Genomic DNA, 25228 nt, shown 5'->3' on the forward strand with positions numbered 1-25228 from the left:
TTAGGTTGAATATTGTACTGTTTATTTAGATTTAGAGAGAATTAATCTGTAATTTAAATTTATTTGATGACCCCGTTTTAATTTTATGGTTATAAACACAGCCCCAATTAATCCATAGACTAATAATGATGGGGATGATGGGAACCCAGTATTTTTTACTAATAATAAAGAAATCAGTGGTGCAAGACCAGCTGATAAACTAGCAGCTGTGGAGTACAAAATTGACAAAACAGTACAGCGTAATTTAATAGGAAACATCTCCGATAATATCACAGGAACTGTTGCATAATAAGCCCCAGCAGGAATTGCAATCAAAGTTTGTCCTAATAAGAGATTAAAAATATCATGATGAGACAGAACATAAAAAAATGGTTGGGAAAGAATCAGAAACCCTATACTAGCAAAGACAACAATTTTTTCTCGATTGATTTTATCAGATAATTTTCCAACTAAAGGAAACACTGCCAATAAAACAATTAGTGAGAGTATGTTTGATAAGATAATTTCATGATCTTGAAAATGCCCATATAAGTGAGCTTGCATAGGACCATAAATATAAATTTGAAAAGTTGTTGTTACCCCTAAACAACTTAAAATAAATACATATACAGATTGGATTTTATTGTCTTTAATATAATTTATTGATTCTGAAAGCAGGTTCTTAAATTTAGGTTTTGGTCTGTCTGCATAGTACATAATATATTCCATACTTTCAGGAATACATAAACGAATGTATAAGCCAATCGAAGAACCTAATAGTGCAAGAACAAAAGGTACACGCCAGATTAACCAATCCTGTTCAGGATAATGATTGGTAAAGTAAGTAACTATCAATGCAACCAGAGAAGCCATCAACATACCTGACATAGCCCCAAAGGAAGCCCAGCTACCAGAGTAGCCTTTTTTTGATACTTCGGCATTTTCTACTAGATAAGCTGAAGAGTTTAGATATTCTGCTCCACAGGAAAAGCTTTGGATTATTCTCAGTACTAATAAAGTAATAACTGAAAAAATACCAATAGTACTGTGAGGAGGGATGAAACCAATAAAAGTAGTTGATATACCCATCGATAGTATTGAGCCAGCCAGGATAATTTTTCTACCATAAATATCAGACAGTAAACCCATTATCATAGCCCCAATTGGTCTGGCTAAGTATCCAGCAAAGAAAGTCAGAAATACAAGAAATAAACCTTTTGAAGCATCACCAATCAAATATTTGGCAATGTAGACTGAGAGTAGGCCACAAATAGCCATATCAAATGATTCGATTAAATTGCCTAATGTGCCTGCCAGTATGATTCGGGTTTGGTGCTTCATGCGTTTATCCTTTACTTTGCATTGCCGATAAGGTAGTTAGTGACTCTTGATCTTCCACTCGATCTAAAAATAAAAATCCATCCAGGTGATCAATTTCATGCTGAAGGATACGGGCTTCCAAACCTGAAGCCTTTTTGGTAATTCTATTTCCATCTATGTCAAAGCCTGAATATTCAATTTCCATGGCTCTTGGAACCTCTCCCATTAATTCACCGCAATTAAGGCAACCCTCATAACCAGTTTGAATTTCTTGGGATAGGATTTTTAATGCAGGATTAATTAATGCAGTATCGGGGATGGGGTATTCTGGTTTTCTCCGTTTGGTGTAAGCAGTACCAAATACAATAACGCGTTTGCTGATGCCAATTTGGGGAGCAGCTACGCCTACAGCACCCTTGTCAGCCATAATGCCGAACATGTTCTTAATCAATTCTTTTAACCAGCTGCTGCCAAATTCTGATTCACCAATTGGCTCAGCGGTTTGTCTTAAAATAGGATCGTTTTTATCTAGGAGTGTGTTCATAGGGCACCTGATTGTTGATGATTAATGTCAGTATGGGCTTAGTAGTTATGCAGGGCTTTTTGTCAGGAAAAGTTAAATACTCTTGAATTTGCCTTAACGCGAACTTGCCCATGGCTAACAATTTTTCGCAATGAATGGAGCTTTTGTTCTGGATATAGGGATTTATCCGTTTTAATCCAAATGAAAAGATTGCTCTGTAAGAATCATATTCAGTAGGGATGGAGATACCTGTGATGAGTCCAGGTTTTGTTTGTTTGTATTTTGTAATTGCTTCTATACAGCCTATATGAGCCAGTTCGCTCCATAATTTCGGTTGATCCTGGCTGATGAACTCTGGTTGATAGCAACCGTCAAATAGCCAGAGACTTTTCTCAATTAAATTTTGCTCTATAGCTGGGTTGGAGGACATGAAAAAGATCTGTCCTGCTTGATTGATGAGGGCAATGGAAGCATAGTCTGTTTCTACTTGCCCGAGTACGTCAGAGAACACTTTTCGCATGGTGATATAATGTTCAAAGAGAAAATCTTTTGCTTTAGGGTGAAGCCTTACTTCAACAGCTGTTACATCCATATCTACAAACTTCTTAAACGGCATGACTGTGCTTTTTTCTTTGTTCTTCGTAGGAAGAAATGGAACCAATAGCCAAGTCAATGATTTTTAGTAAATTATTTTCCGATGTGTCAATTGCACGTACTTCTTTGATCAATCCTAACACAAAATCGGCGTAATCGTCATTACTTCCATGAGAAACAGGGTATAAATGATGGCTTTGCTTCAAGATGTAATGAAGTAGTGTTTCATCGATTTCATTCTTCTTTGGCATAGCATGTCCTTCTTCACCAAAAATTAACCAGCCAGGATTTATTTGAAGATGAAAAGCTAGCTGTTTCACTTTTTCATAGTCTGGTAAAGCATCTCCTCGTATATAACGGCGGCAGATTTGTTCAGAGGCACCAGTAAACTCAGCCAGGGTTTTAATACAGATCCCATTTGGCGAGCGAGAGGCGGTATATCCTCTATCTTTGAGAATGCTAATCAAGCGGTTAGCAAACGATTGATAGGGTCCCTTATTCATAAAATTATCCTTGTATTCGAACGTCATAAAAAAATTATCATATAAAACGATATCATTCAATATCATATCGTATCTTAATATAAATTTCTTCAAAACACATATTGATAATAAAGTTAATATCGTTTTAATATAAGTTTCGTCAAATGATGCTAAATGTTAATTTGACGTGAATTGGACTTTAATTCACATGATTTACAGGAGTATGTTTCATGTCCCATGATTATAAAGTAGGTATTTACAAGGGGATTATTCAGTATTTGCTAGATGCAACTAATTATTCGTTGCAGCGAATTGCTAACTTATCTAACTCTCCAATTGCATATTTGCAATTGATTTATCACCATAACCGATTACCTCAAAATAGAAACGTTGAGCTGAATTTGCTGAAACTATTCGTTCTGTTTATCGATATGGAAATTAAACGAGAGCGGTCAGCCGAGAAGTTTTTACTCGCTGAGATGGGCTAAGGGGGCAATATGCAGGTTTATGATAATAAAATGCCAAAACAGATTTTGTTTATTACTGATTTAGAGGAGCTTCTTGGTCGTAACCGTTTGACTTTAAGGCGTTGGTGGACTAGCGGGAAGTTTCCACAACCCGTTAAACTAAATGGCACAACACTGGCGTGGCACTCTGAAACAGTTAGTCATTGGATTCAACAAAACATGCGTTTATCTTAGCATAATAGCCCATATAATGTGGGCTATTGAACTTCTCTCCACAATGGATGATCTATCCAGTTCCTTGGAATTCCCATGCTTTCATGAGCCCAATTGTATTTTTCAACAATTGGCTGAATAAGTTTCTCAGATGATATTGCCCAATCTATGCCATTACCAGCTGTGGTTAGTAATTTTTTGATGATCAACAAGATAATATATGAGCGATCATTTCTTGGTGTAATAGGAGGTAGCCACAATTCATTAATCGCATCAATTTTGGGTTTAATGGCTAAATCTTTATTCCAAAGACGGCTATGATGAGCACATATATTTCTTACATAAGTTAGAAAGTATAGCCAATTGACTAAAGTTTTTGGATGTAACTTATAACCTTCAGCAATTATCCTTTTGTCTTCATTTTTGAGCCCTTTAAATAAGACAGACAATGAACCAAAGGATAAAACCTCTATTGCCATCCATACTGGTAAGTTAGGATAACCCAAATATTTATTTTTATAATGCTCAATAAAGTATTCTCTGGAGCGTTCTATCTCGTTATTAATTTGCGTTAACCAAGAACTATGTTCAAATTGCTGATGGAAATTTTGAGGATTCGACAAAGCAAATGGCCCATAACTATGAGCAAGGTGGTAAGCAATACTGGTTCTTACTGAAATTTCAATTCGCTCTAACCCATCCATTATCAACAATCTTAGTTTACGATCGAATTCATAGAGATCTATGACGTTTTCAAATGTAACCTTATCTTGAAATTGTTCGGTGATATTGCCTGATGTGTCTGAGCGTTTAAATGGCAAGCAGTAGGCACTAAGCCGATAATAGTTGGTATTTGAAAGGCTTTGCAACGCAGAAGGCCAATTATTTATAATAAGACCTTTTGCTTGAAGTTTTTCCAGTTGGGCTTGGAAGCTTAGGGCTGGCTTTAGATATTTAATGAGAGGATTATTCATAGTAATGCGCATAAAAAAACCGCCAAGGTTACGCAAGGACTTACGTCCTCTAGGCGTGGCGGTTGTGTTAAGTTAATTATAGAGCAGTTCATATGACTTTTTCAATCCTTTAATGAGATTAATCTTGCAATATGGCTTGCCCAAGCATCCAATGCTTCTTTACGTTGGGGTAACATTTCATTTTTATTGTAAGTAGCCATGATGCGAGGCATTTTGTGGCCAAGGCATTTTTCAATCACTACAGGATCAATATTAAGAAACTCGCCCAATTGTGTGGCGAAGGTTCTCCTCAAATCATGGGCAGTCCATTCAGGAATACCCACACGATTCTGAATTCTTTTAATTGCGCGGGGAAGGGCATCTTTGGACATAGGGACATCATTCGTTATGCCTGGAATTACAAAAGGGGAGCAAGATTGCTCTTTAAATTGAAGAAGTAATTTTTTTGTAAGTTCACTCAAGTGTATTTTTACAGTTATTCCTCCTTTTGAATGTTGGGGAGGAATAGTCCATAAAGATTGCTCAAAATCAAATTGATGCCATTGTGCCAGTCGGATTTCACCTGTTCTAACACCAGTTAATATAATAATTTTAATGGCTAACCGAGCTGATCCGGACATTTGGCATAGATCACTTTCAAGGAATTTCCAGATAGTTTTTATTTCTTCGGGCAATAGTACTCGCTCCCGAGGCTTTTCCATACCGCCGATATCACGTGATCGTATATTGGTAGCCGGATTATGTTGAATATAGCCGCGACTCACAGCATAGTTTAGAACTTGTTTAATAGTGCTAAGAATGCGATTAGCGTGAATGGGTGCTCCTCGTTGTACTATTTTGTCGAGGGCGATTGTAATGTCTTTGGTTTGTAACTTATCAAGCACAGTATCGCCTAATAGAGGAATTATTTCTGAATCAATCTGATATTTGATAGGGCGGGGTTGCTTTCTATTTTTAACGGCATAATTTTCGTACCAAGACTGTATTAATTTTGAAAAGGTATTGTCTTCTTTTAATTTTTCTAATTTGGTATGTTCTATAGGATTAATCCCTTGCTCTTTTAAGGATTGAGCTTTAATAAGAAACTCACGAGCCTGCTTAAGGCTAATGGCAGGGTATTTCCCTAAACTCATCTTTTGTCGTTTTCCACCCATGCTAAAACGGTAAAACCAAGACTTGTTACCGCTAGGCATTACTCTAACACCTAATCCAGACGATTCTATTTTTTCAAACCAAGTGGTTTCTGGTGCGAGATTTTTAATGTAGCTGTCGATAAATTTCATCTACACAGTCCTTTGTAATTTGGTACCATTTTTGGTACCAATATTTATGTATAGGTATATTATCAAATGATACTAATTGAATTCATAAAATTCAATAATTTCTTATAAATAAAGGGTTTCTAGCGTTTTTTGAAATTAAATGATATTATTTGATATCGATATAATAAAGTTTCGTAATCAATAGGTCCGCGGTTCGATTCCGCGCAACGGCATAGTAAAATCAATAAGTTATGAAATTTTTATAAAGCAAATTGTTGGGTCTTTCCCAATTACGGGGGCACTCAATCATCAGCATAGTACTCTAACCCTTGTTCTATAATTTTCAAAGTTTTTAAAACCATAAGCACGACGTTGAATCAGTTTCATCTTCCGATGAAAGCCTTCAGTGATACCATTTGATTTACTAAATCGCCACATACAAACAACTTCTTCTTTCCAGTTATCGAGCGTTTTACCTAGAGCTGCTAGAGGTTTAAAGGGGCTTTGCTTCAGTTCGTCGAGCATTTCCAAAAGCGAGGATTAACTGACGTGCTCGGTTCTTGGTAAGCATTTTTTCATGAGTATATTGTGTAACTGTTGTTGGAATTGATAGACGGCTTCAATAGCTGGATTGTCTGCCAGGAAAGCATCGCGCTTGGCTTTTTTAAGGGTGTTAATCGTTCAGGCTTGGTTCTTAAGAGCGCCATGATGCCGCGATTGCTTTTGACGTTGCTTGCAAGTTCCCTATAAGTCATCATGCATTGGTGTTGCATTAAGCGAATGACATGGAATCGGTCAGCGACTATTTTGGCGTTGGGGAAATGCTTTTTAACGATGGAACGATAGGTAGTGCTTAAATCGATGCAGACGACTCTAACCCGCTCTTTACCCGGTAAAGCAGCGAGGTAAGCGGCCAGGTCGGTTTCACTTCGCCCTTTGACGATATCAAATACTTTATTCTTTCTTAAGTTACAGAGTGTTGTAACGAATCCTTGTTTTCGGTTAAAGAAATGTTCATCAATTCCTAAAACGGATGGGCAGTATGCATTGGTCCGCTCCTTATCTTGTTCTTTATAGTGGCGTTGATACCATCGTTCAATGGTTGCCTTACCCTTCTTAAATAGACTGGCTAACTCGCTTTGAGAAATCCCCGAGGTATGTTTATGAAAAACAGCGGCTTGTAGACGCCAAGTGGAACGTTGATACTTATTAATACCAGGAAATTGCTGGTTGCCATAACGATGACAACGATTGCAATAAAGCTTATAGGCTTTGAATTGTAAGAGACTGCGTCTGTGACCTACTAGTTCGTGATGAACAGTACGAATGTAGGAATCTTTCTTGCGCACTTCTTTACTTTGACAATGGCCACATCTTGGTAATCGGTTGTAAGAAAGTTCCAATATCAAAGGTTGATAACCCCGTACTTTTTTTATGGAAAAGCCAGGTAAATTTAAGATAAGATCATGTTTCGGCACTTTAATCTCCATTTCGATCGCTAAATCAATGGGTTAGTTTAAACTAACTTGATTAAAGTGCCCCCTTAAATGAGAAAGAGCCAAATTGTTTTTGTGTCGCAGCTGTCTCGCAGTAATAAGGAATAATTTAAGATGTTATTAAGGACAGCTCATGAATCCGAATGATAAAATTCGAGACCAAATTTTGCAGTGGTTTTATGATAGAAATGCTTCTGCTAAAAGTCGACGTGGTAAAAATGGTTCTGAAGCTAAAATTAGTGAAATTAAAAAAGGATTAAAGGATTGCTTTGGTCTTTCTCCAAAAGAGGTTATTGCAAATCTGACCTATTTAATAGATAAAGGATGGATTAATGAGTCAGAAATAACCAAAACGGTTAAAACAAAAGAAGGAAATACTATTCCTTCAAGTTTAACTTGGTATGTGATCTCTTCGGCTGGAATAGATAAATTAGAAGCTCCTTCTGATTATCGTGAAAATATCAGATATCCGGGAATAAATATTGGTGGTGAAGGCAGTATTATCAACATTGGTAATGGTAATATTGTAAATGTAAATTATAAGCCTCTTCACGATGAGTTAGAAACATTAAAGCAAACTATCGCTAAAAGTAATTTGGATGATAACCAAAAGCTTGAAGTTTCAGTTGATATAGAAACATTAAAAGATCAATTAGCAAAAAATAGCCCTGATAAAACTATTGTAGGATACATTTGGTCTAAAATTGAAAAAGTTGCTGAAATCTCAGGGTTTCATGATGCTATAGTGAAAATTGCTCCCCTGGTTTCAGGTTTAATCCAATAAAAAAATTATTTGCACCATCAAGTTTTTTTGAGAGTGTTCATCTAACTGTGTCACCTCGCTAGTTATCTAAGCCCTATATTTAATCTATCTTCAAAATAGATGTGTAACTGGGAAATGATAAGCGCCCAATTGTGCATGGGCTGATTCCATTTTTCCAGCACTTTTGGCAAGCACAATAAATGAGCTTAATAAGGGCGTTTTCACTGGTGAAAGCGGCTTTATTTTTAGTGTATTTGCGGATTTGTCGATGAAAGCCTTCCACAATGTTAGTAGTATAAATAATGCGCCTGAGTTCTTCTGGGTATTTAAAATATTGGGATAGAGCCTCCCAGTTATTATTCCATGACTTCAATACAGCGGGGTATTTTTTGCCCCATTTTATCTCTAACTCTATTAAGTGATGCTCGGCTAGCTCTTTGCTGGTTGCTCTGTACACAAGCTTTAAATCGGCCATGAACGCTTTCTGGTCTTTACTGACTACATACTTTAGGGAGTTGCGAATTTGATGAACCACACAAAGCTGCACTTCGGTTTTAGGAAACACCTCAGCAATCGCCTCAGGAAACCCTTTAAGCCCATCAATGCTTGCAATGAGGATATCCTCTACGCCACGGGCTTTGAGGTCATTTAGAACACCAAGCCAGAAGCGAGCCCCTCATTTTCAGATAAATAAAGACCTAAAATATCCTTCCGCCCTCCGGTGTTACTGCAAGAACTGTATAAAACGCTTTGCTAGTCACTTTCCCCTCGACACGTACTTTAAAATGCATGGCATCTAAAAAAGCAATAGGATATACAGACTCCAAAGACCGATTGCGCCATTCGGTAATCATAGGAAGTAATTTATCTGTGATAAGGCTGATTTTAGCTGACGATACTTCTAAACCATACATCTCGGCTAGGTGTTCACTTATGGCTTCGTAGCTCATACCCAGGGCATATAAGGCTAAAACTTTGTTATCTAGGGATTCATTCAATACAGTTTGACGCTTCTTGACAATTTCTGGCTCAAAACTACCGTCTCTATCTCTTGGTGTCTCTAAATCAAAACACCGGAAGTGGATTGTATGGTCTTGGTCGTTTTGCCATTGCGTCGATTCGTAAGTCCGGTTTCATGGCACGCTTCCATATGCGTGTCCATTTCACCTTCCAAAGCAGCTTCTAATAGTTCTTTGATTAACGGCGTTAATATCCCGTCTTTACCCGTCAAGGATTGACCTGATTTTAATTGAGATATCGCATCTGCTTTGAAATCATTGAAATCAAAATTCGCTAAATCTATTTTTTTATTCTTATTCATTGTCACCTCTACAAAATTGTACAAATTATATCAATTTTTAGAGATGACACAGTTATTTGAACACTACCAGTCAGATATATAATCTTTATTTGCTATTGTTAATTCTTGCTCTATTTTTTTCCAATAATCTTTTAAAACAAAATTACGAGATTTTTCATTGTTAAGCATCAAGGCAAAATTTCTGATTTTATCTCCATCAGTTAATGGTTTTCCTGTTGAATTAATACTCTCAAAAATTTTTTGTGGATTATCGTCTGAGGAATCAAGAGCAATTGTAACAATTTCAAATTTAGATAAAGCATTTATATATTTATGTAAGGTATCTTTTTCCTTAAAATATGCATAAAAATGTTCATATGCCTGATACAATTTACTTCCTTTTGATTATTCACTAATTTTTTTTCTCAAATATTAGTTCAAAAATTTCATTATCTGTTGTGACAGTCCGCAGTTTAATTCTGTTTTGTTCCTCACTGTAAGGTTGGCTGTTATAAAGATATTGTTCTCTGATAGCTTCCGCAGGTATATTGGACAAAGAAGAGTTACTTTCTATTATGTGATATAAGGCTGTAAGCATAAGAAGTACAGTTGTAGCTCTTTGCTGTCCATCAATAATTGTCTTATTATGGCCATCATTTATATAAACTATGCTGCCGAAGAAGTGATTTATATCTTTCTCCATTACATATTTAAGATCCTCTATAAAAGAAGCGATATTAGCTTTGTCCCAAGAATATGGTCTCTGGAAATCAGGAATTATTAAGTATTTACCAGGGGTATAAATAAATGTTTCTATATTTGTCATTCAGCACCCTAATGGGACCACTTTGTCATCACCTAAAGGGACCACCCCATTAGCACTTAATGGGACCACCTAGTCATCACATAAAGGGACCGGGCTGTCAGCAGCTAAAGGGACCACCCCACCTATCAAACTTTGGTTAAAAATGAACATAATTTTTCTCTGTTTATTCATAAATGGGGAAATGGATGTCAAACCGGAGATTTGAGATGCACGAATATATCATTATTATTAGCCAATTGCGTCAAGGCGCTACGCTCAGAGGGCTGTCCCGTGACAAACTTGCCGATAGAAAAACGCTTAGGAGGGTGCGTGACATTGCGATAGAGCAAGGCTGGTTAGAAAAGGATAAGTCAATCCCCACAGAACAGGAACTGGCGTTATTTTTGAAAAGAGCAGTGCCAATAGCTTTTTGAGCATACAGCCATACCGGGTGAAGATTGAAGAATGGACCAGACAGGGCGTTCAGGCCAGCACTATCTATGCTCATTTACAACGAGAACATGGTTTTAAAAGTAGTTATAGCGTTGTTCAACGCTATATCAAGTCTTACAAGGAAAAACAACGAGCGGTCACCACGATATTAGAGTTTAAACCGGGCGAATCAGCACAGGTTGACTTTGGGCAAGGACCTAAAATTACTGATGGCAAAGGAGAGGAACAGAAGACCTGGATCTTTGTGATGGTGCTCTCCTGGAGCCGTCATATGTATGCAGAAATGGTCTTACATCAGGATGTTGAGACATGGCTTGCCTGCCATCGGCGTGCCTTTGAATGGTTTAATGGTGTTCCAGAAAAATAATTATAGATAACGCGAAGTGTGCGATTACGAAAGCTTGTTACCACAACCCTTGCGTTCAAAAGGCATATGGGGAGTGCGCATCAGGCTATGGTTTTATTATTTCCCATGTCCTCCGTATGATCCCCAGAAAAAAGGCCGAGTTGAATCCGGGGTTAAGTACGTTAAAACCGCTTTGTTCCACTGCGCCAGTTTAGAAGCTTAAACGATGCGAACGAGCAGTTAAAGATCTGGTTAATACAAGAGGCTGGCGCGCGCAACCACGGCACTACTCATGAAAAGCCTTTGGTTCTATTTGAAATTGAACAACCTCTTCTTAAAAAACTGCCTAACCATCCGCCCGAGTTTGCGGCGTGGGAAAAGGTCAAGCTTCATGGTGATTGCCATGTGCAATACAAGAAATGCCGATATTCAGGTCCATATCGCCTCGCACGGCAAGAGCTTTGGCTTAGAGCAACGGATACAACTATCCGACTGTATTTCAATCATCAACTGGTAGCACTCCATCCGAAACTCGAAATACCAGGCACCAAACATACAATACCAGAACACCTTCCACCGAATGCTTTGGCTTACTCGATGCGAGATGCCCAGTGGTGCCTAAAGCAAGCACATGAAGTTGGAAGCCAATGCGTGATTGCTATTGAGGGACTATTAAATGATTCAGTCGTAGATTATCTTCGGGCTGCACAAAGCATTCTCGGTCTTAGGAAAAATATGGCGATGACCGTCTGGAGGCTGCTTGCCATAGAGCGCTTGTTTTTCAAAGCGTGCATTATAAAACAATCAAGACGATGCTAGAGGTTGGGGCTGAAAAGCAAGCCTTACCGCATGAGGAAGAACCGACAACATTGGCCAAACCCTATTCGGTAGGGGGAAAGTTCTGCCGGAATACGTCCCACTTATTACACTAATACAAACAACAGGAGACAAATGATGATAAACCCGATGCCCGAGCTATCTTCGCAGTTAAAACAACTACGGTTATCGCATGTTGCTGAGAACATCCCGCTGCGTAACCGTGAGTCTATAGAAAAGAAGCTAAGCTACCCTGAGTTTCTGGGATTACTGCTTCAAGATGAGTTATTAGGAAGGGAAAACAAAAATTAAGAACACGAATGAAGCGTGCACGTATCCGTGGTGACAAGACGATAGAATCATTCGATTTTGACTTTAACCTTAAAATCAATCGCGCTCAAATACAGGAGTTAATCTCGTGTTCATTTATTGCAGAAAAAGTTCCCATTCTCATCGTAGGACCTTGTGGAACAGGGAAATCTCATATTGCTCAAGCCATAGCTCATTGTGCGATACAAAGAGGAATCGATACACTCTGGCTTTCGCAAAATCAACTCTTTAATGAGTTGCAAGCAGCTAGAGCATCAGGTCGATTTGATAAAAAGTTCTCAGAACTGGTGAAAATGCCACTACTAATCATCGATGATTTTGGACTAAGACCATTACGCAACCCCCAGGATGAGGATTTTCACGACCTAATCTCGGAAAGATATGAGCGTGCATCAACGATCATTACATCCAATCTGGACTTTAGCGAATGGGGTTCTGCTTTCCCTAATCGATTACTTGCTGCAGCCACTATCGATAGATTAAGACATAATTCATATCGGGTTACATTAGATGGTCCCAGTTACAGAGGAGAGCGAGAAACAAAAAGCGAAAATAACATGTATAATTAACTAAAAGTGGACAAGTTTGATAGGTACCGTTTTGACATTTTAGGCGGTCCCATTAGCTGCTGATCGACGGTCCCTTTAGCATGCTGAATGACAATATTGTCGTGTGAAACTTTCATTTTCCTGACATCCATGTATTTTAACTTCATTATAGCAAATCATTAATGAATGATATCTTTGAATAAATCATACATCGGCATTAGGCCATCGATAAGGATTTGATACTAAAAACGTTATACGCACTCTTTTACAGGCTGAATGGTTGGAGCAGGGTAGTGACGGTAAATCGTCTCAAAAACCAAGAATAGCAGGTTTAGGATCACCTCGATGTTATGTCTTGAATGAAAACCTCTGGTCAGCAGAAATCTAAAAACCAAGCAAAAATGGGTGGGGCACGTGGGGCAGTCGGCTTAAATGAATTATTTGCCCCACATGCTGTTAAACCGAGTGGGGCAGGTTACGCCTAGTGTTTACAAGGTTTCCCCAGCTGCCCCACGTGCCCCACCAAAAATTGAACTGTCCGTGGGTTAATTTATCTCTCGAATTAAATTAATAATTAACTGAATCATAATATCTTTTTGGGCTGGATCACTTTGGGCAACCAACAAGGCAATGGCGACTAATGCATTGTCATTAATTTTAACATCACCGTTTCGTTTCAAATGGTGTTGATTAAGCTGTAAGAACCAGACAAACTGATCCTCTCCCAAAAACAGAGCCGTCAAAAACTAGAAAAAATTGACATCCGAGATTTTCTGCCTAAACTGATTTGGGGTCAAATTGTTCAGGGAGGAATGGGGCCGAAAATCGTTGTAATCTTGACGCCATTCCTCAATTTTTCTTTTAGCATCTTCCAGAGAAAGAAACCAGTGGCTGTTCAGGCATTCATCCCTAAAACTGCCATTAAATGACTCAATAAACGCGTTATCTGTTGGTTTTCCGGGCCTTGAGAAATCCAAAGTTACATTATTCTGATAAGCCCATTTGTCTAATATCTTTGAAATAAACTCAGGGCCATTATCAATCCGGATGCTTTTTGGTAGCCTGTTATCAAGGACTCTGAGCTCCTCAAGAACATTCACAACTTCCTCACCCCGAATAGTCGGCCCTACATGAATAGCCATGCATTCCCGACTAAAATTATCGACTATAGTTAAAGCCCGTATTCTCCTCCCATTAAACAGATTGTCAGAAACAAAGTCCATGCTCCAGCATTCGTTTAAAGTGGACGCCATTAATCGTTCTTCTCTGTGCGCACCAGCAACATGACGGCGCGGACGCTTTCTGCGAAGATTAAGACCTTCCTCACAATAAATGCGGTGAACTTTTTTGTGATTAATAACCCATCCTTCCCGCCTTAATAAAACATGAATGCGTTGATAACCATAACGTACCCGTGTGTGGGCTATCTCACGTATACGGTGTCTTACTGCTGTATCTTCGCCACGACATGAACGGTACTGATATACACTACGGCTTAACATTAGAACGTCACAACTTCTGCGGATGCTTATCCGGTAACTGTCCTGAAGGGCTAATGCCAACGCTCGCTTTTTCCGTGGCTTTAAAGCTTTTTTGACAGAACATCCTGCAACATCTGCTTATCAAGACTTAGGTCAGCAACCAACTGCTTAAGACGCTTGTTTTCATCTTCCAGCTGACGAAGTTTCCTGAGTTCCGATGCACCAAGCCCACCATATTTTTTCTTCCATATGTAAAATGTCGCCTCGCTTATTCCCAGCTTTCGGCATACCTCTGAAACACTCGTTCCCAGTTCCGCCTGCTTCAACCCAAACAGAATTTGTTCTTCTGTAAATTTGCTTCTTTTCATGATGGCTTATACCTTTTTTGCTTGTTGATATTTTGCCAGATTTCTCCAGTTTAGGGTGGATCTATTTTCAGGGAGGAGATCAATACAACGCAATATAATTGGTGCATTTATTTAGGTGCGTTGGCGCCCGTGTCTACTTCATCAGGTTATACATCCACCGTACCGCCCTCAGCTGATTCAGCATCGAGTCCCGGTCTGTATAATTATAATTTAATAAGCAACCATATTTATCTTGGTCCCATTGCCTGTAATGATAGAACCCTTACGTGCGCTGCAGCGAATCAACAAGTTCAACCATTTTCTTAATACAAGGGATTATTAACATGATTAGGGTAAAGAATTATTTGCTGTGTATGCTTGGTGGGATTTCGTTGGTAACAAGTGTGTATGCAAAAAATGCAGATGCAGATGATTATGCGCTCATGACAGTTAGCGATATACAAAGCACAAGGCTGTCAAATATTACCATAACAAACAAAATTGGTGCGCCAATCGCGGTATCGGGGTTATTTATTGCAAGTTTTGACATCAATGATTGTTCGGCGTGTTTTGGTAGTGTTGTAGCTGGAGACAACCTTGGCGGGGCCGTCGTTTCCCCACTGACTTTTAAAGCGAATCAAACACTTCCTATTGGACAAAATTATTTATATAACATGCTTTATAATGGCATTTATTATATTAAAAATACCATAGGTTCACCATGCTCCTTACCAGGGTGCTCCTGGCCCGGTGATGATCCAAATGTTCACGGGTGGTGTGTTACTATTAATGTTATTTCTCCAAACGCTAGTTACACCTACTCGAATTACACGAATGGCTCGAACCCGCCAGCAAATACACCTGCCTACTCTAGTGCAGGAAACTCAATACCGTTTAACTATAAGTATGATTTAATAGACCCTAATACACTAGGCACCGGAAATGCTTGTCTCGGCCCGATTACTTGCAATGATAAAACCTTAACTTGTAAAGTGGCTACTTCTCAAAATGAATCATTTCAGCCTTACAGTTAAAGCTGGGCTGCACTGATAATGAGGGTTTTTAACCTGGATTCTATCCTAATACCCATTGATTTTTTTATACATCTGGGGCTTTGCGAAGGGACTTGTTAAAAGGACAACTAACCTTACGTATTTTCTCAAGATGCTCAGTAATCGCCGATGAAAGAACTTCTTACTGTATATTCTGTAAAGAGGCAACAAGAACAGTTCTATCGAGGCCACGACAGGGAAGAGGATTGAGGACAATAGAAACGCTGATACAGCGGCAAATCGTCGATAGCTTATATTCATTTTAAGTCGTTGCAGTTTAGTGCAATACGTTCTAAACAGTACGGTACGGAGTTTCAACCGTTCTGCCGTTATTTCTTCAAAGACGACTGCTTTTTTTGACCTTATCATTTTTGCCCCTTTCTTAAATGCAGCAAAGAAAAAGGCAGCATCCCCTCCACCAGACAGCGCATAAAATTCATCAAAACGCAGTGCCAAGCCCTCAGGATGAATTAACGATACAGAAAACAAAACACCACATGTACCGCACGTTTGTAACCTTTTTACTCGCTTTTTCTCTTCGTCAGGGATGGATTGCAATGACGGTGCGCAACCCTGCTCGACATACTTCAAATTCATAGAAACCACGGCGGCATGGTGTTCTTTCATCCATGCATAGGCCCACTTGAGGGCTTGTTTATCCGCATACTGATCATCATCAAAAAAACATACCCAATCTGCTTTGTGGGATAAGGCTTCTTGCAAAGCCGCATTTCTGGCAATGGATATACCACGCCTGGCCTCATGCCGGTACACCACAGGAAAATTGGTCTTGCTCTGAAAGCTTTCTACTAACGATTGGTTGTTAGGGGATGCTTCATTGTCTACCACAATGAATATTAAATGCCAATCGTCCAGACATTCCTGCTGAATCAACGATAAAAGACAGCGCTCTAACATTTTGGGGCGCATGCAGGTACAGACACAAACCGCGATCGTTTCACTCATACTCTGGTATTTTAGCTTGAATAGGGGGTAATTGAGCCGACAAAATAACATCATGCCGTTGTTGTCGCAAATACTATTTAATTGAACGGCATAAGTGCAGAATTAATCATTGAGTCCACACTGTTTCCGGAGAAAGCCATGGTTTTTTATTCAGTCAACCAATTACGCGGAGAAGATAACCTGGCGCCGTGTAGCTATTTTAATAGTGTGGCTGATGAACCGCCAATGGTGATGTTTTCGACCACTGAAGCACATGCGGAAACAGGAGAAAAGGATACGTTGCGTAATGCAGAAGAAACGGGTGAATTTGTGGTTGCCTCGGCCTAATCCAGAGAAATTAATCAATCGCATGGTCCTTGGCTATGTAGTTGGTATTCATGTCTGTGAGTCTGTATTGAATGAAGAACAACGAATTGATCCAACCCGACTTCACCCACTCCCACGCTTAGGCTACCATGGCTATACGGCTGTGCAGGATAGTTTTGATATGCCAAGACCAGAGCTAACCTCGTTTTTTGAAGTGCTGGATGAGGGATTGACGTGTATTCAAAGGTTTTGAATCCGTTAAGGCACCTTACAATGGCCTTTCTTAGACGATGTGGTGTTTATTAAAGTGATCAATGGAGATTAACATGAGTTCACAAGATAAAGAGCATTACGAGTTTGAAATACCGGAAGAAGGATTGGATTACGATATCCTGGACATGGCTTTTAATCCCACGACCCGATCGTTTATCGAAACAAATGGTATTCAATCGGGCATGCGGGTATTGGATGTAGGAAGTGGCTCTGGGGTCATGACCCATTATCTTGCGAAGCGGGTTGGTCAGGAAGGGCATGTTTTGTCCATTGATAATAGCCTTGAACAATTGCAACGCGCAGAACGTTATTGTCAGCAACAAGGTGCTGGCAATGTCACATTTAAGCAACTTTCTTTATATGAACTTGAATCTCTCAATGAAACCTTTGATTTAATCTACTGTCGTTTTGTACTTCATCATTTGTATAGCCCCAGGCTGGCTATACGTCTTTTTTATCGAGCGTTAAATCCAGGGGGCATTTACCTGGCTGAAGAGGGCATTGTCAGTTCGGCCTTTGCCTATCCGTCATCCAAAGCCTGGCAAGGATGTCGAGGTGCTCTTCCTCTTCCTCCAGAAGAAGAAACAGACGGCATCCAACGAGACGGAGAATTCGGGATGAAGCTCTTTTATTGGATGAAAAAATCGGGATTTGCTATTCAGAGTATAAAACTTATCCAACCTGTTCTTACGACGGATGAACAAAAGAAGAAAGTGTTGGATGGCCACATTGCTTTTAAAAAAACTGCTCTTCAACAAGGCAAAGACGAAGCAGAGTGGGCTGAGGAGAGACAAGCGTTGATGGATCTTGCGAATGATGATTTAGCCATCATTGCTTTTTATCAATCCTGCCAGGTCTGTGGAGTAAAATAACCATGAGTTCATCAAGTCATTGTCAAAGGAGTAATTCTTTTACATTACATAACAGCAAGTTGGTATCACAAGCAAAAGTGGTCTATTTAAAATCCCGCATAAACACACTAAATTATTTTTAATGTGCTTCTTTGAGTGAGCGCCAATGAGTGTAGTATATTCGCTAATTGCTTGGCATTTGAAGTAAAATCCGCAGTTGCTTCCGATAACACGTTTCGGTGCAAATCAGGCTTCAAATTTTCAGCGAACTTAAATGCTATAAGTTTTGATTGTAATTTCCGGCAATAGCCATCAAAAATGTCACGACAAGAGATGGCTTTTAGGTCTAGGATAAGATGATCGGAGGGCTCGTCTTGAAGTTGAGTCAGCCGCTGATCATCGTCCTGTTTAAACCAACCGGCTAATTCATCCTTCCCTTTATAAGAAGGGTAAAAGCCAAATTTATTATACAATGGAAGCGAATCGGCGGTGTAGCTAACTGCCATTGTCGATAAACCAGCATTCACAAAGTATTTCAATGCATGCAGCACGAGCAAATTTCCAATTCCGCGGTTCCGGTATTCATCATGCACATACAAGGCAAAAAGGGTTGAAGAGGAATCATGATCACCAATTAATCTTACTTCAACATAACCTGCCAACTTATTATTGTCGTGCAAAACCAGCATTAGATCGCAGCGATTGTGCTTTATTAACTTGACTATACGATTGGCTTTGTCAGGATACTTGTTTGCGGTAAGGAAAACACACCCCTTTGAGAGCCTCGTTAATGCTAAACTAAAGCAGACCCATTTCATTAATCACTGGGAGTCGCCTCTGAATGTATCTTGAATCGAGTCAAATGGTATTCTCACCGTCCGATCTCACGCAGTTCATGGAGAGTCCCTTTGCCTCCTGGATGGAACATCTGGCTATAAAACACCCCGATTTACTACCAGCCGCTGATGAAGCGGACCCTTTGCTCAGTGTTTTGCGTGACAAAGGAAATCAACACGAATCAGAGCTATTAGCGGGTTTTAGGGCTAAGGGTTTAACCATTGTCACTCTGCACGGTCGGCATAACGCTTATCAAGCAACCATTGAAGCAATGGAAAACGGCGTGGATGTGATTTATCAGGCTCATTTGCAAGGGTTACCATTTAGAGGCTATGCTGATTTTTTGATCAAAACTGACGGTAAAAGCCGGTTTGGGAATTATTGCTATGAAATCTGGGATACCAAATTAGCAAAGTCTGTTAAACCGCATTTTCTGGTGCAGTTATGCTGCTATGCTGAAATGCTTGAGGCAATGCAACAGGCCAGAGCCGACTACCTGACTGCCGTATTGGGCAATAAGGAGCAAATGCGCTTTAGGGTTAATGATTATTTTTACTTCTACCAGAATCTAAAATGGCAATTTCTAGCGGCGCATCAGGCGTTTGAGCCCACTCAATGCCCGGATCCGGCTTCCTCAAGGCATTGGGGTAGATGGAGTACCCATGCGCAACATCGGCTATTAACCGCTGATCACTTGATTCAGGTAGCGACCATCACGTCAGGACAAATCAAAAAATTGCATGATGCCGGCATCACCACCATGACGGCCTTAGCCGAAGCCAGGGTCAATAGTGTCAAAGGCATAAAACCGGAGCTGTTTACACGATTACAAGCTCAAGCCAGAATCCAAAAGGAGAGCATTGGCAAAGAAAGACCAGCCTACCGAGTGATTGCTCACGAGGCGGGGAAAAAGCAAGGGTTGGCGCTTCTGCCGCCGCACTCCAAAAATGACATCTTTTTTGATATCGAAGGGTTCCCGCTGGAAGACGGCGGCCTGGAGTACCTGTGGGGTGCTGCTTATTTTGATGACAATAACCAGCGTCAATACAAGGATTTCTGGGCGCACGACAGCGGGGAGGAAAAGGACTGTTTTAAATCTTTTATTGAATGGTCGTATCAGCGATGGCTTAAGGATCAGTCCATGCATATTTACCATTATGCCAGCTATGAAATCACGGCCTGCCGTAAACTGATGGCCAGGTATGGCGTATGCGAATATGAAGTGGATCAACTGCTTCGCAATGAGGTATTTGTTGATTTATATAAAATCGTCAAAACCGCTTTATTGGTGGGCGAGCCCCGTTATTCCATTAAAAACATCGAGCATTTATACCGCAGCAAACGAAATACCCAGGTCGGTTCTGGAACCGATTCTGTCGTGGTGTATCAACGGTGGCGCGAAAAGCCGGATGGTGATACCTGGCAAACCTCCAAGGCATTAAATGATATACGTTTGTACAATATTGATGACTGTTATTCCACTCAGGAACTGGTGAGCTGGTTAAGAGACAGGCAAACGTCCAGCGGCATTGGCTTTTGCGGCAAAAAAGGGCCGGTTGAGCCGGACATGAAAGAAGTGAACGAGGGCATTGAACTTCGTGATCAGCTACTGGCACACGCGCTGCAATTAAAAGCGCAGGGGAATCAACAATCCGCCAGACTTTATTCGGTCATGGCCTGGGCTATTGAGTTTCATCGACGCGAAGCCAAGCCGGTGTTTTGGCGCCTGTTCGACAGATTGGGCTTAAGTGAGGAGGAATTGTTTGACGATATGGATTGCTTAGCCTATTGCAAGCGAACCGAAAAGCCACCTTACAAACCGAGCCCTAAAGCGCGTCATTTCGTGTACGAGTATTCATTTGATCCAGACCAGGAATTCAAGGGCAGTCTGGATAGTTACTTTTTGTTAGGTCATGAAACCCCCGAGGGTCGCAACATTAAAGCAGTCTGTTATCCGGAAGGAAGTGATTTAGAGCAAGGGATTATCGCGCTAAAATTAAAGGAGGAGCTGCAAGGCCCAATCACCTTAATCCCCGATGAGCATGTTAATCCCAAGCCCATACCGCAAGCTGTTGCAAAGCAGGCGCGAAAGTTTTTGAAAGGGGAGTTAGCGCAAACGGCCATCATTGATTTTCTGAGCCAATCCCTACCGCGAATCAAGGGGCATGTCGCCGGCCATCCCATCGCTCCCAGTCCTGATCCAAACCAGCGGTTGAATGAAATGATTAGCGCCGTGCGTAATCTCAATAACAGTTACCTGACTATCCAGGGACCACCGGGAGCTGGTAAAACCTATACGGCCAAGCATTTGATTGCGGAGTTAATTAAAATCGGCAAGAAAATAGGCATTTCTTCCAATAGCCATAAGGCGGTCAATCATTTATTAATCAGCACGGCCGACTATTGCCGCAAAGAAGGCATTAACGGCCATTTTGCCTGTACCCGCAACACGGATTCAGCCATTGATGATTTAAAGATCAGCGTGTTCGACAATAAAGAGATTGCCGGTTTTTTACAAGCAGGCTGTGTGATAGGGACTACCGCCTGGGGTTTTTCCAGAGACGATTTGGAAAATGCCTTTGATTATCTGTTTATTGATGAGGCAGGGCAGGTGAGCGTTGCTAATTTGATAGCCATGAGCCAATCGACATCCAACATTATCCTGATGGGGGATCAGATGCAATTAGGGCAACCTTCCCAGGGAAGCCACCCCGAGGACAGCGGCTTATCAATTTTGGATTATCTGCTGCATTCCACACCCACCATCCCGGATTCCATGGGGGTATTTTTGGGAACCACTTACCGTATGCACTCAGCCGTCAATCAGTTTATCAGTGAGGCTGTCTATGAAGGCAAGCTTAAAACAGCGCCTGAAAATGATGAGCAATGGATAGCCATCCCTGCCGGTTATCAGGGGGTTTTAAACAAAACGGCTGGAATAATCCCTGTGCCAGTAACGCATGAAGGCAATACACAAGGCAGTGATGAAGAAGTGGAGCACATCGTCGCCTTGACGAAAGAATTACTGGGGCGGACATTTCATGCTAAAAACGGTGAAAAAAGAATAATGAATTGGAATGATATCCTTTATGTTGCTCCGTATAATTATCAGGTCAATAAGCTTAAAACCGCTCTGGGGGCTAAGGCCAGAGTCGGGAGTGTGGATAAATTCCAGGGACAGGAAGCCCCGGTTGTCTTCCTAAGCATGTGCGCAAGCAGTGCCCATGAGTCGCCTCGTGGGCTTAATTTTCTTTTCGACAAAAATCGCCTGAATGTGGCGATATCAAGAGCACAATGCCTGGCAATCGTTGTTTATTCGCCGGCCTTGCTGGATTCCGTGCCTGGGACTATCGAACAAATCGCCCGGATGAATTTGTTTTGTCAATTGGTTAACAAAGGCAAATGATCAAGCGTGTAGGATACGCATTATGCCGCCTTCCAGGACCTGTTTGAGCGTTGGGCTGTCGAATGAAAACATTGAACGCATGGAACGATGATTCCTGCTAAAAATAAAAACGATTACCCCCTCTTGATACGATACAAAACATGCCCCGATAGCCGATGCGCCACTGCCAGGCCAGGATGAGCAAAAGAGCCGTCCATGTCCTGCACCATGCCTATTTTTGCCATGACTTTTCGCGAGCGCGCATTATCGGGTACTGTGAAGGCGACGATTTCATCGAGGCCCAGTTGCTTGAATGCGTAATCAAGACAGGCAAGAGCACCCTCCGGCGCATAACCATGCCCCCAGTATTGCGAGCCCAGGCGCCAGCCGATTTCTACAGCGGGGGAAAAGGGCGTGGGTTTATCAAAATAATTAAGACCGATAAAACCGATAAGTTCCCCGGTTTGTTGTAATTCCGCGGCCCACAGCATGTAGTTGCGATTTTCTAGCTGGTCGTTTTGATAGTGCATAAAATGGTTTATTTGTTCTTGAGACATAGGCCCCGGCAAAAACTCAAGCACCTTCTTATCCTGATTGATGGCAAAAAATGGCTTGCTGTCATTCGGATGCCATGGTCTTAAAAACAAACGGCTGGTGGTGATGGTGTGCATGGGTTTTCCTATTGATTGGCTAACCAATCCTCAAAGGTGAGCGCAAAACGAAAATGATCCTGCCAGAGGCCATTAATTTTTAAATAGCGAGGTGAAAACCCTTCTTTTAAAAAACCGTTTTTCGTCGCCAGTTGGATGGATGCGGTATTTGACGGTTGAATATTGGCTTCAATGCGATGAAGATTAAGGGTCGTGAATACCTGTTGAAGCACGAGTTTCAATGCCTGGCTCATGAAGCCCTTTCCTGCGTAATCCACCGAGGCATAATACCCTAAATAAGCGCTTTTAAATAAGCCGTGCACGATGTTGCTGATGTTAAAAACACCGATCATTTGTCGGTGGTGTTCGTCCCAGGCAAGGTAGTATTGTTCACTGTCTTGTTGGCTTTTGTACAGATAAGTGTGAAATGCTTCCGGGGTACAGGGCGCGGTGATAAAGGGAAAATGGAAGTCACGGCTCTTGTTCATGCTAGTAATAAATACGGTTTCATCCTGAGCGGAAGGTTCGCGGAGGGTAATCATGTCAATTGGGTAGGTCATTTACGTTGTCGCCTAGTTTAGCATGTTGTTTTGCCTCTTATTAAGATAAGCTGGATCCCGCAAGTCCCAATGGGTTTAAAGGGATGGTATTGGATGATGAATTGCCAGGAATGACAAGGAAAACACATGACTGAATTTCCAAATGAAGTTTTATTGAACATCTTAAGATTTACGTCTTATCGAGAAAAACTGAGGTTTTCATATGCCAGCTGGCAATCCAGCGAGTTGGTTAAAGAGCACGGCGAAGAATTGTCGGTATTAAAGCAACTGTTTAATCCTGCCGGGTATTCCTTTGGCGGGTTTATTGTTTTAGAAAGAATCCTGCCCTTTGATGTGATCAAATTTCATTTGATTAAGGGCGAAAATGGCACATCAACGACGGTAAGCAAAAGCGATTTGCCCCTTATTGTCAAACTCATTGCTAATCAGGATGAACAAGGATTGATTAAGCAATTTGATAATTTTCTCAATGCACACATTAAAAAATCGTTTGAGCAGAAAACCATTGTACGAGAAGGTTGGGATGACAGGATGATCCCTGAAATTGATTATAGCGAATACCCCCTGGAGACGTTAAAGCCGTGCTAGTCACTCGAAAGCATCATAAATCCAGTAATGGCAACTGTATTGCTTCAGGCTCAGGCTCCTGCTTCAATCGAATCCCGACACCCAGCAGGCGAACGGGCAGGTTGTGTCTGGCAAAACCCTCGCGTATTAATTGGCTTAAAATACTTTCATCAATTTGATGGCTGACCCGTTCGACGGTGGTCTGGTGAAAATCATTGAATTTTAATTTGACAAATAAATGATGAATAGCAATGAAGCCGCCCGCACGATGAATGCGACCTTCAAGGCGAGCAATTAAGTCGGGCAATGCGGCGACGCAGGCTTCGCTGTCCGGCAAATCGCTGGGGTAGGTTTCTTCAACGCTCAATGATTTGCGTACGCGTTCAGGATTAACCGGACGCTCATCAATACCCCGTGCCAATTCATACAGCCGCTGCCCCAGGGTACCGAATTTTGATGACAGAAACTCGATGGGGTATTGTTGCAAATCAGCACAGGTTTTAATCTGGAGGGCATTCAGTCTAGCCTCCATCTTGGGGCCTACACCAAATAAACTGCGAACTGGCAGGTCAAGAATAAAAGTACTCACGTCCTCGGGGCGAATCACCATCTGGCCATTGGGTTTATTCCATTCACTGGCAATTTTGGCAAGGCTTTTATTGGGCGCAATCCCGGCGCTGGCTGTTAATTGCCGAGTTTCATAAATACGTCGCCGTATTTCTTCAGCAATCCAGGTGGCACTGCCCTGGCAGCGGGTGGACAGCGTGACATCGAGGTAGGCTTCATCCAGAGACAAGGGCTCGATGAGATCGGTGTATTCCGCAAACAGCGTCCTTAAGTATTGGCTTTCCCGTTGATAAACCTCCATACGAACAGGACGCAGTATTAATTGAGGGCAGCGTTTCAACGCCTGAGCAGTCGGCATCGCCGAGCGCACGCCGAATTGGCGTGCGGCGTAATTGCAGGTCGCTATAACGCCGCGACGTTTTACACCGCCTCCCACGGCGATGGGTTTGTCAGCGAGCTCCGGGAAGTCGCGCATTTCAATGGCGGCATAAAAACAGTCCATGTCAATGTGGATAATTTTTCGTGTTGGATTCATGATGAATGACTCAATCAGCGATGCCCATTTTAGCATTAAACCGTTTGCAAATACGTCATGTTCAGAGTCAGAAACGCTACAAAAATCAACGGTATCTTTATTGAATACGGATTGCGAGTGTCGCTATGCCTGACTCCGAGGTAACCGGATAAGAGTGCAGAGTAAGGTTTGGATTGATTG

General features: G+C 41.2%; 26 protein-coding genes and 3 pseudogenes. 12 read left to right on the forward strand and 17 right to left on the reverse strand.

The features are described from left to right. Positions 1 to 21: 21 nt before the first annotated feature. From GH742_RS06490 to GH742_RS06505, 4 genes are read right to left on the reverse strand one after another with little or no spacing between them, the layout of a single operon-like run. Positions 22 to 1320 carry an MFS transporter gene (locus tag GH742_RS06490; RefSeq protein WP_203456616.1) on the reverse strand — a complete coding sequence of 433 codons (1299 nt, stop codon included), beginning with the start codon at positions 1318 to 1320 and terminating at the stop codon, positions 22 to 24. A 4-nt stretch (positions 1321 to 1324) separates the two neighbouring features. Then, positions 1325 to 1843, reverse strand: coding sequence for a peptide deformylase (gene def, locus GH742_RS06495; protein ID WP_061514300.1), 519 nt, complete (start codon positions 1841 to 1843; stop codon positions 1325 to 1327). Then, positions 1824 to 2438 carry a flagellar biosynthesis protein FlgJ gene (locus GH742_RS06500; protein ID WP_203456617.1) on the reverse strand — a complete coding sequence of 205 codons (615 nt, stop codon included), beginning with the start codon at positions 2436 to 2438 and terminating at the stop codon, positions 1824 to 1826. The genes def and GH742_RS06500 overlap by 20 nt, the downstream gene beginning before the upstream one ends. Further along, positions 2428 to 2919, reverse strand: coding sequence for a helix-turn-helix domain-containing protein (locus tag GH742_RS06505; protein WP_203456618.1), 492 nt, complete (start codon positions 2917 to 2919; stop codon positions 2428 to 2430). Before GH742_RS06505 ends, GH742_RS06500 begins: the two co-directional genes overlap by 11 nt. Positions 2920 to 3128: 209 nt before the next feature. Here GH742_RS06505 and GH742_RS06510 point away from each other — a divergent pair, with 209 nt between their 5' ends. Both GH742_RS06510 and GH742_RS06515 read left to right on the forward strand, forming a co-directional pair. Then, on the forward strand, positions 3129 to 3386 hold the full coding sequence (locus tag GH742_RS06510; RefSeq protein ID WP_027270710.1) for a hypothetical protein: 258 nt from the start codon (positions 3129 to 3131) through the stop codon (positions 3384 to 3386). 9 nt (positions 3387 to 3395) lie between these two features. Further along, positions 3396 to 3599, forward strand: a complete 204-nt coding sequence (locus GH742_RS06515; protein WP_027270711.1) for an AlpA family transcriptional regulator — start codon at positions 3396 to 3398, stop codon at positions 3597 to 3599. A 23-nt stretch (positions 3600 to 3622) separates the two neighbouring features. On the opposite strand, the gene GH742_RS06520 is transcribed toward GH742_RS06515, so the two are convergent. From GH742_RS06520 to GH742_RS06530, 3 genes and pseudogenes are all read right to left on the reverse strand, one after another. Next, a complete protein-coding gene (locus GH742_RS06520) occupies positions 3623 to 4588 on the reverse strand; it encodes an Abi family protein (RefSeq protein WP_239005300.1) in 966 nt (321 codons plus the stop codon). Between the two features lie 65 nt (positions 4589 to 4653). Next, complete coding sequence (locus GH742_RS06525) at positions 4654 to 5835, reverse strand: site-specific integrase (RefSeq protein WP_203456619.1); 1182 nt, start codon at positions 5833 to 5835, stop codon at positions 4654 to 4656. A 288-nt stretch (positions 5836 to 6123) separates the two neighbouring features. After that, positions 6124 to 7292 (reverse strand): annotated as a pseudogene (locus GH742_RS06530) (ISL3 family transposase). Between the two features lie 151 nt (positions 7293 to 7443). On the opposite strand from GH742_RS06530, the gene GH742_RS06535 reads away from it, so the two are divergent. Then, positions 7444 to 8094: a hypothetical protein gene (locus tag GH742_RS06535; RefSeq protein WP_040146636.1), complete on the forward strand. Its 651-nt coding sequence runs from the start codon at positions 7444 to 7446 to the stop codon at positions 8092 to 8094. A 62-nt stretch (positions 8095 to 8156) separates the two neighbouring features. Here GH742_RS06535 and GH742_RS06540 read toward each other — a convergent pair. The 3 genes and pseudogenes from GH742_RS06540 to GH742_RS15740 all read right to left on the reverse strand — a co-directional run bounded on the left by GH742_RS06540 (position 8157) and on the right by GH742_RS15740 (position 10199). After that, positions 8157 to 9394 (reverse strand): annotated as a pseudogene (locus GH742_RS06540) (IS256 family transposase). A gap of 63 nt (positions 9395 to 9457) precedes the next feature. Further along, a complete protein-coding gene (locus GH742_RS15735; protein WP_203456620.1) occupies positions 9458 to 9763 on the reverse strand; it encodes a DUF262 domain-containing protein in 306 nt (101 codons plus the stop codon). Between the two features lie 22 nt (positions 9764 to 9785). Beyond that, positions 9786 to 10199, reverse strand: a complete 414-nt coding sequence (locus tag GH742_RS15740; protein WP_203456621.1) for a DUF262 domain-containing protein — start codon at positions 10197 to 10199, stop codon at positions 9786 to 9788. 206 nt (positions 10200 to 10405) lie between these two features. Here GH742_RS15740 and istA point away from each other — a divergent pair. The 3 genes and pseudogenes from istA (at position 10406) to istB (ending at position 12692) form a co-directional block, all read left to right on the forward strand. Then, positions 10406 to 11909 (forward strand): annotated as a pseudogene (istA, locus tag GH742_RS06555) (IS21 family transposase). Positions 11910 to 11928: 19 nt separating this feature from the next. Continuing rightward, positions 11929 to 12105, forward strand: a complete 177-nt coding sequence (locus tag GH742_RS06560) for a hypothetical protein (protein ID WP_203455982.1) — start codon at positions 11929 to 11931, stop codon at positions 12103 to 12105. 8 nt (positions 12106 to 12113) lie between these two features. After that, positions 12114 to 12692, forward strand: coding sequence for an IS21-like element helper ATPase IstB (gene istB, locus GH742_RS06565; RefSeq protein WP_203456622.1), 579 nt, complete (start codon positions 12114 to 12116; stop codon positions 12690 to 12692). A gap of 524 nt (positions 12693 to 13216) precedes the next feature. Here the strand turns inward: istB and GH742_RS06570 are convergent. Together GH742_RS06570 and GH742_RS06575 are read right to left on the reverse strand one after the other, a co-directional pair. After that, positions 13217 to 13414: a hypothetical protein gene (locus GH742_RS06570; protein ID WP_203456974.1), complete on the reverse strand. Its 198-nt coding sequence runs from the start codon at positions 13412 to 13414 to the stop codon at positions 13217 to 13219. 3 nt (positions 13415 to 13417) lie between these two features. Continuing rightward, positions 13418 to 14520, reverse strand: a protein-coding gene (locus GH742_RS06575) for an IS3 family transposase (protein WP_203454544.1) whose coding sequence is annotated in 2 segments (ribosomal slippage) — positions 13418 to 14268 and positions 14268 to 14520 — 1104 coding nt in all. Because the reading frame shifts where the segments join, the coding sequence is not laid out codon by codon here. A gap of 323 nt (positions 14521 to 14843) precedes the next feature. Between GH742_RS06575 and GH742_RS06580 the strand changes: the two genes are divergently transcribed. Next, positions 14844 to 15533 (forward strand): hypothetical protein, encoded by a 690-nt coding sequence (locus tag GH742_RS06580; RefSeq protein WP_203456623.1) that lies wholly within the window; start codon positions 14844 to 14846, stop codon positions 15531 to 15533. 45 nt (positions 15534 to 15578) lie between these two features. On the opposite strand, the gene GH742_RS06585 is transcribed toward GH742_RS06580, so the two are convergent. After that, positions 15579 to 16517, reverse strand: a complete 939-nt coding sequence (locus tag GH742_RS06585; protein ID WP_203456624.1) for a glycosyltransferase family A protein — start codon at positions 16515 to 16517, stop codon at positions 15579 to 15581. A gap of 81 nt (positions 16518 to 16598) precedes the next feature. Between GH742_RS06585 and GH742_RS06590 the strand changes: the two genes are divergently transcribed. From GH742_RS06590 to GH742_RS06600, 3 genes are all read left to right on the forward strand, one after another. Continuing rightward, entirely contained in the window at positions 16599 to 16844 is a 246-nt protein-coding gene (locus GH742_RS06590) for a flavin reductase (RefSeq protein ID WP_203456625.1), read from the forward strand. Further along, positions 16804 to 17076, forward strand: a complete 273-nt coding sequence (locus tag GH742_RS06595; protein ID WP_203456626.1) for a hypothetical protein — start codon at positions 16804 to 16806, stop codon at positions 17074 to 17076. Before GH742_RS06590 ends, GH742_RS06595 begins: the two co-directional genes overlap by 41 nt. 73 nt (positions 17077 to 17149) lie before the next feature. Continuing rightward, positions 17150 to 17968, forward strand: a complete 819-nt coding sequence (locus tag GH742_RS06600) for a class I SAM-dependent methyltransferase (protein ID WP_203456627.1) — start codon at positions 17150 to 17152, stop codon at positions 17966 to 17968. Positions 17969 to 18075: 107 nt separating this feature from the next. On the opposite strand, the gene GH742_RS06605 is transcribed toward GH742_RS06600, so the two are convergent. Next, a complete protein-coding gene (locus GH742_RS06605; protein ID WP_203456628.1) occupies positions 18076 to 18636 on the reverse strand; it encodes a GNAT family N-acetyltransferase in 561 nt (186 codons plus the stop codon). A 152-nt stretch (positions 18637 to 18788) separates the two neighbouring features. Between GH742_RS06605 and GH742_RS06610 the strand changes: the two genes are divergently transcribed. Then, entirely contained in the window at positions 18789 to 22190 is a 3402-nt protein-coding gene (locus tag GH742_RS06610; RefSeq protein ID WP_203456629.1) for a TM0106 family RecB-like putative nuclease, read from the forward strand. A gap of 113 nt (positions 22191 to 22303) precedes the next feature. Here GH742_RS06610 and GH742_RS06615 read toward each other — a convergent pair whose 3' ends face one another. Both GH742_RS06615 and GH742_RS06620 read right to left on the reverse strand, forming a co-directional pair. Next, complete coding sequence (locus GH742_RS06615) at positions 22304 to 22840, reverse strand: GNAT family N-acetyltransferase (protein ID WP_203456630.1); 537 nt, start codon at positions 22838 to 22840, stop codon at positions 22304 to 22306. A gap of 8 nt (positions 22841 to 22848) precedes the next feature. Beyond that, complete coding sequence (locus GH742_RS06620) at positions 22849 to 23379, reverse strand: GNAT family N-acetyltransferase (protein ID WP_239005302.1); 531 nt, start codon at positions 23377 to 23379, stop codon at positions 22849 to 22851. 126 nt (positions 23380 to 23505) lie between these two features. Here GH742_RS06620 and GH742_RS06625 point away from each other — a divergent pair, with 126 nt between their 5' ends. Further along, positions 23506 to 23967, forward strand: coding sequence for a hypothetical protein (locus GH742_RS06625; RefSeq protein WP_203456631.1), 462 nt, complete (start codon positions 23506 to 23508; stop codon positions 23965 to 23967). A 13-nt stretch (positions 23968 to 23980) separates the two neighbouring features. Here the strand turns inward: GH742_RS06625 and dinB are convergent, their stop codons facing one another. Beyond that, positions 23981 to 25048 carry a DNA polymerase IV gene (dinB, locus tag GH742_RS06630; protein WP_203456632.1) on the reverse strand — a complete coding sequence of 356 codons (1068 nt, stop codon included), beginning with the start codon at positions 25046 to 25048 and terminating at the stop codon, positions 23981 to 23983. Positions 25049 to 25228 lie beyond the last annotated feature (180 nt).

Source organism: Legionella sp. MW5194 (assembly GCF_016864235.1).
Classification (GTDB): domain Bacteria; phylum Pseudomonadota; class Gammaproteobacteria; order Legionellales; family Legionellaceae; genus Legionella_C.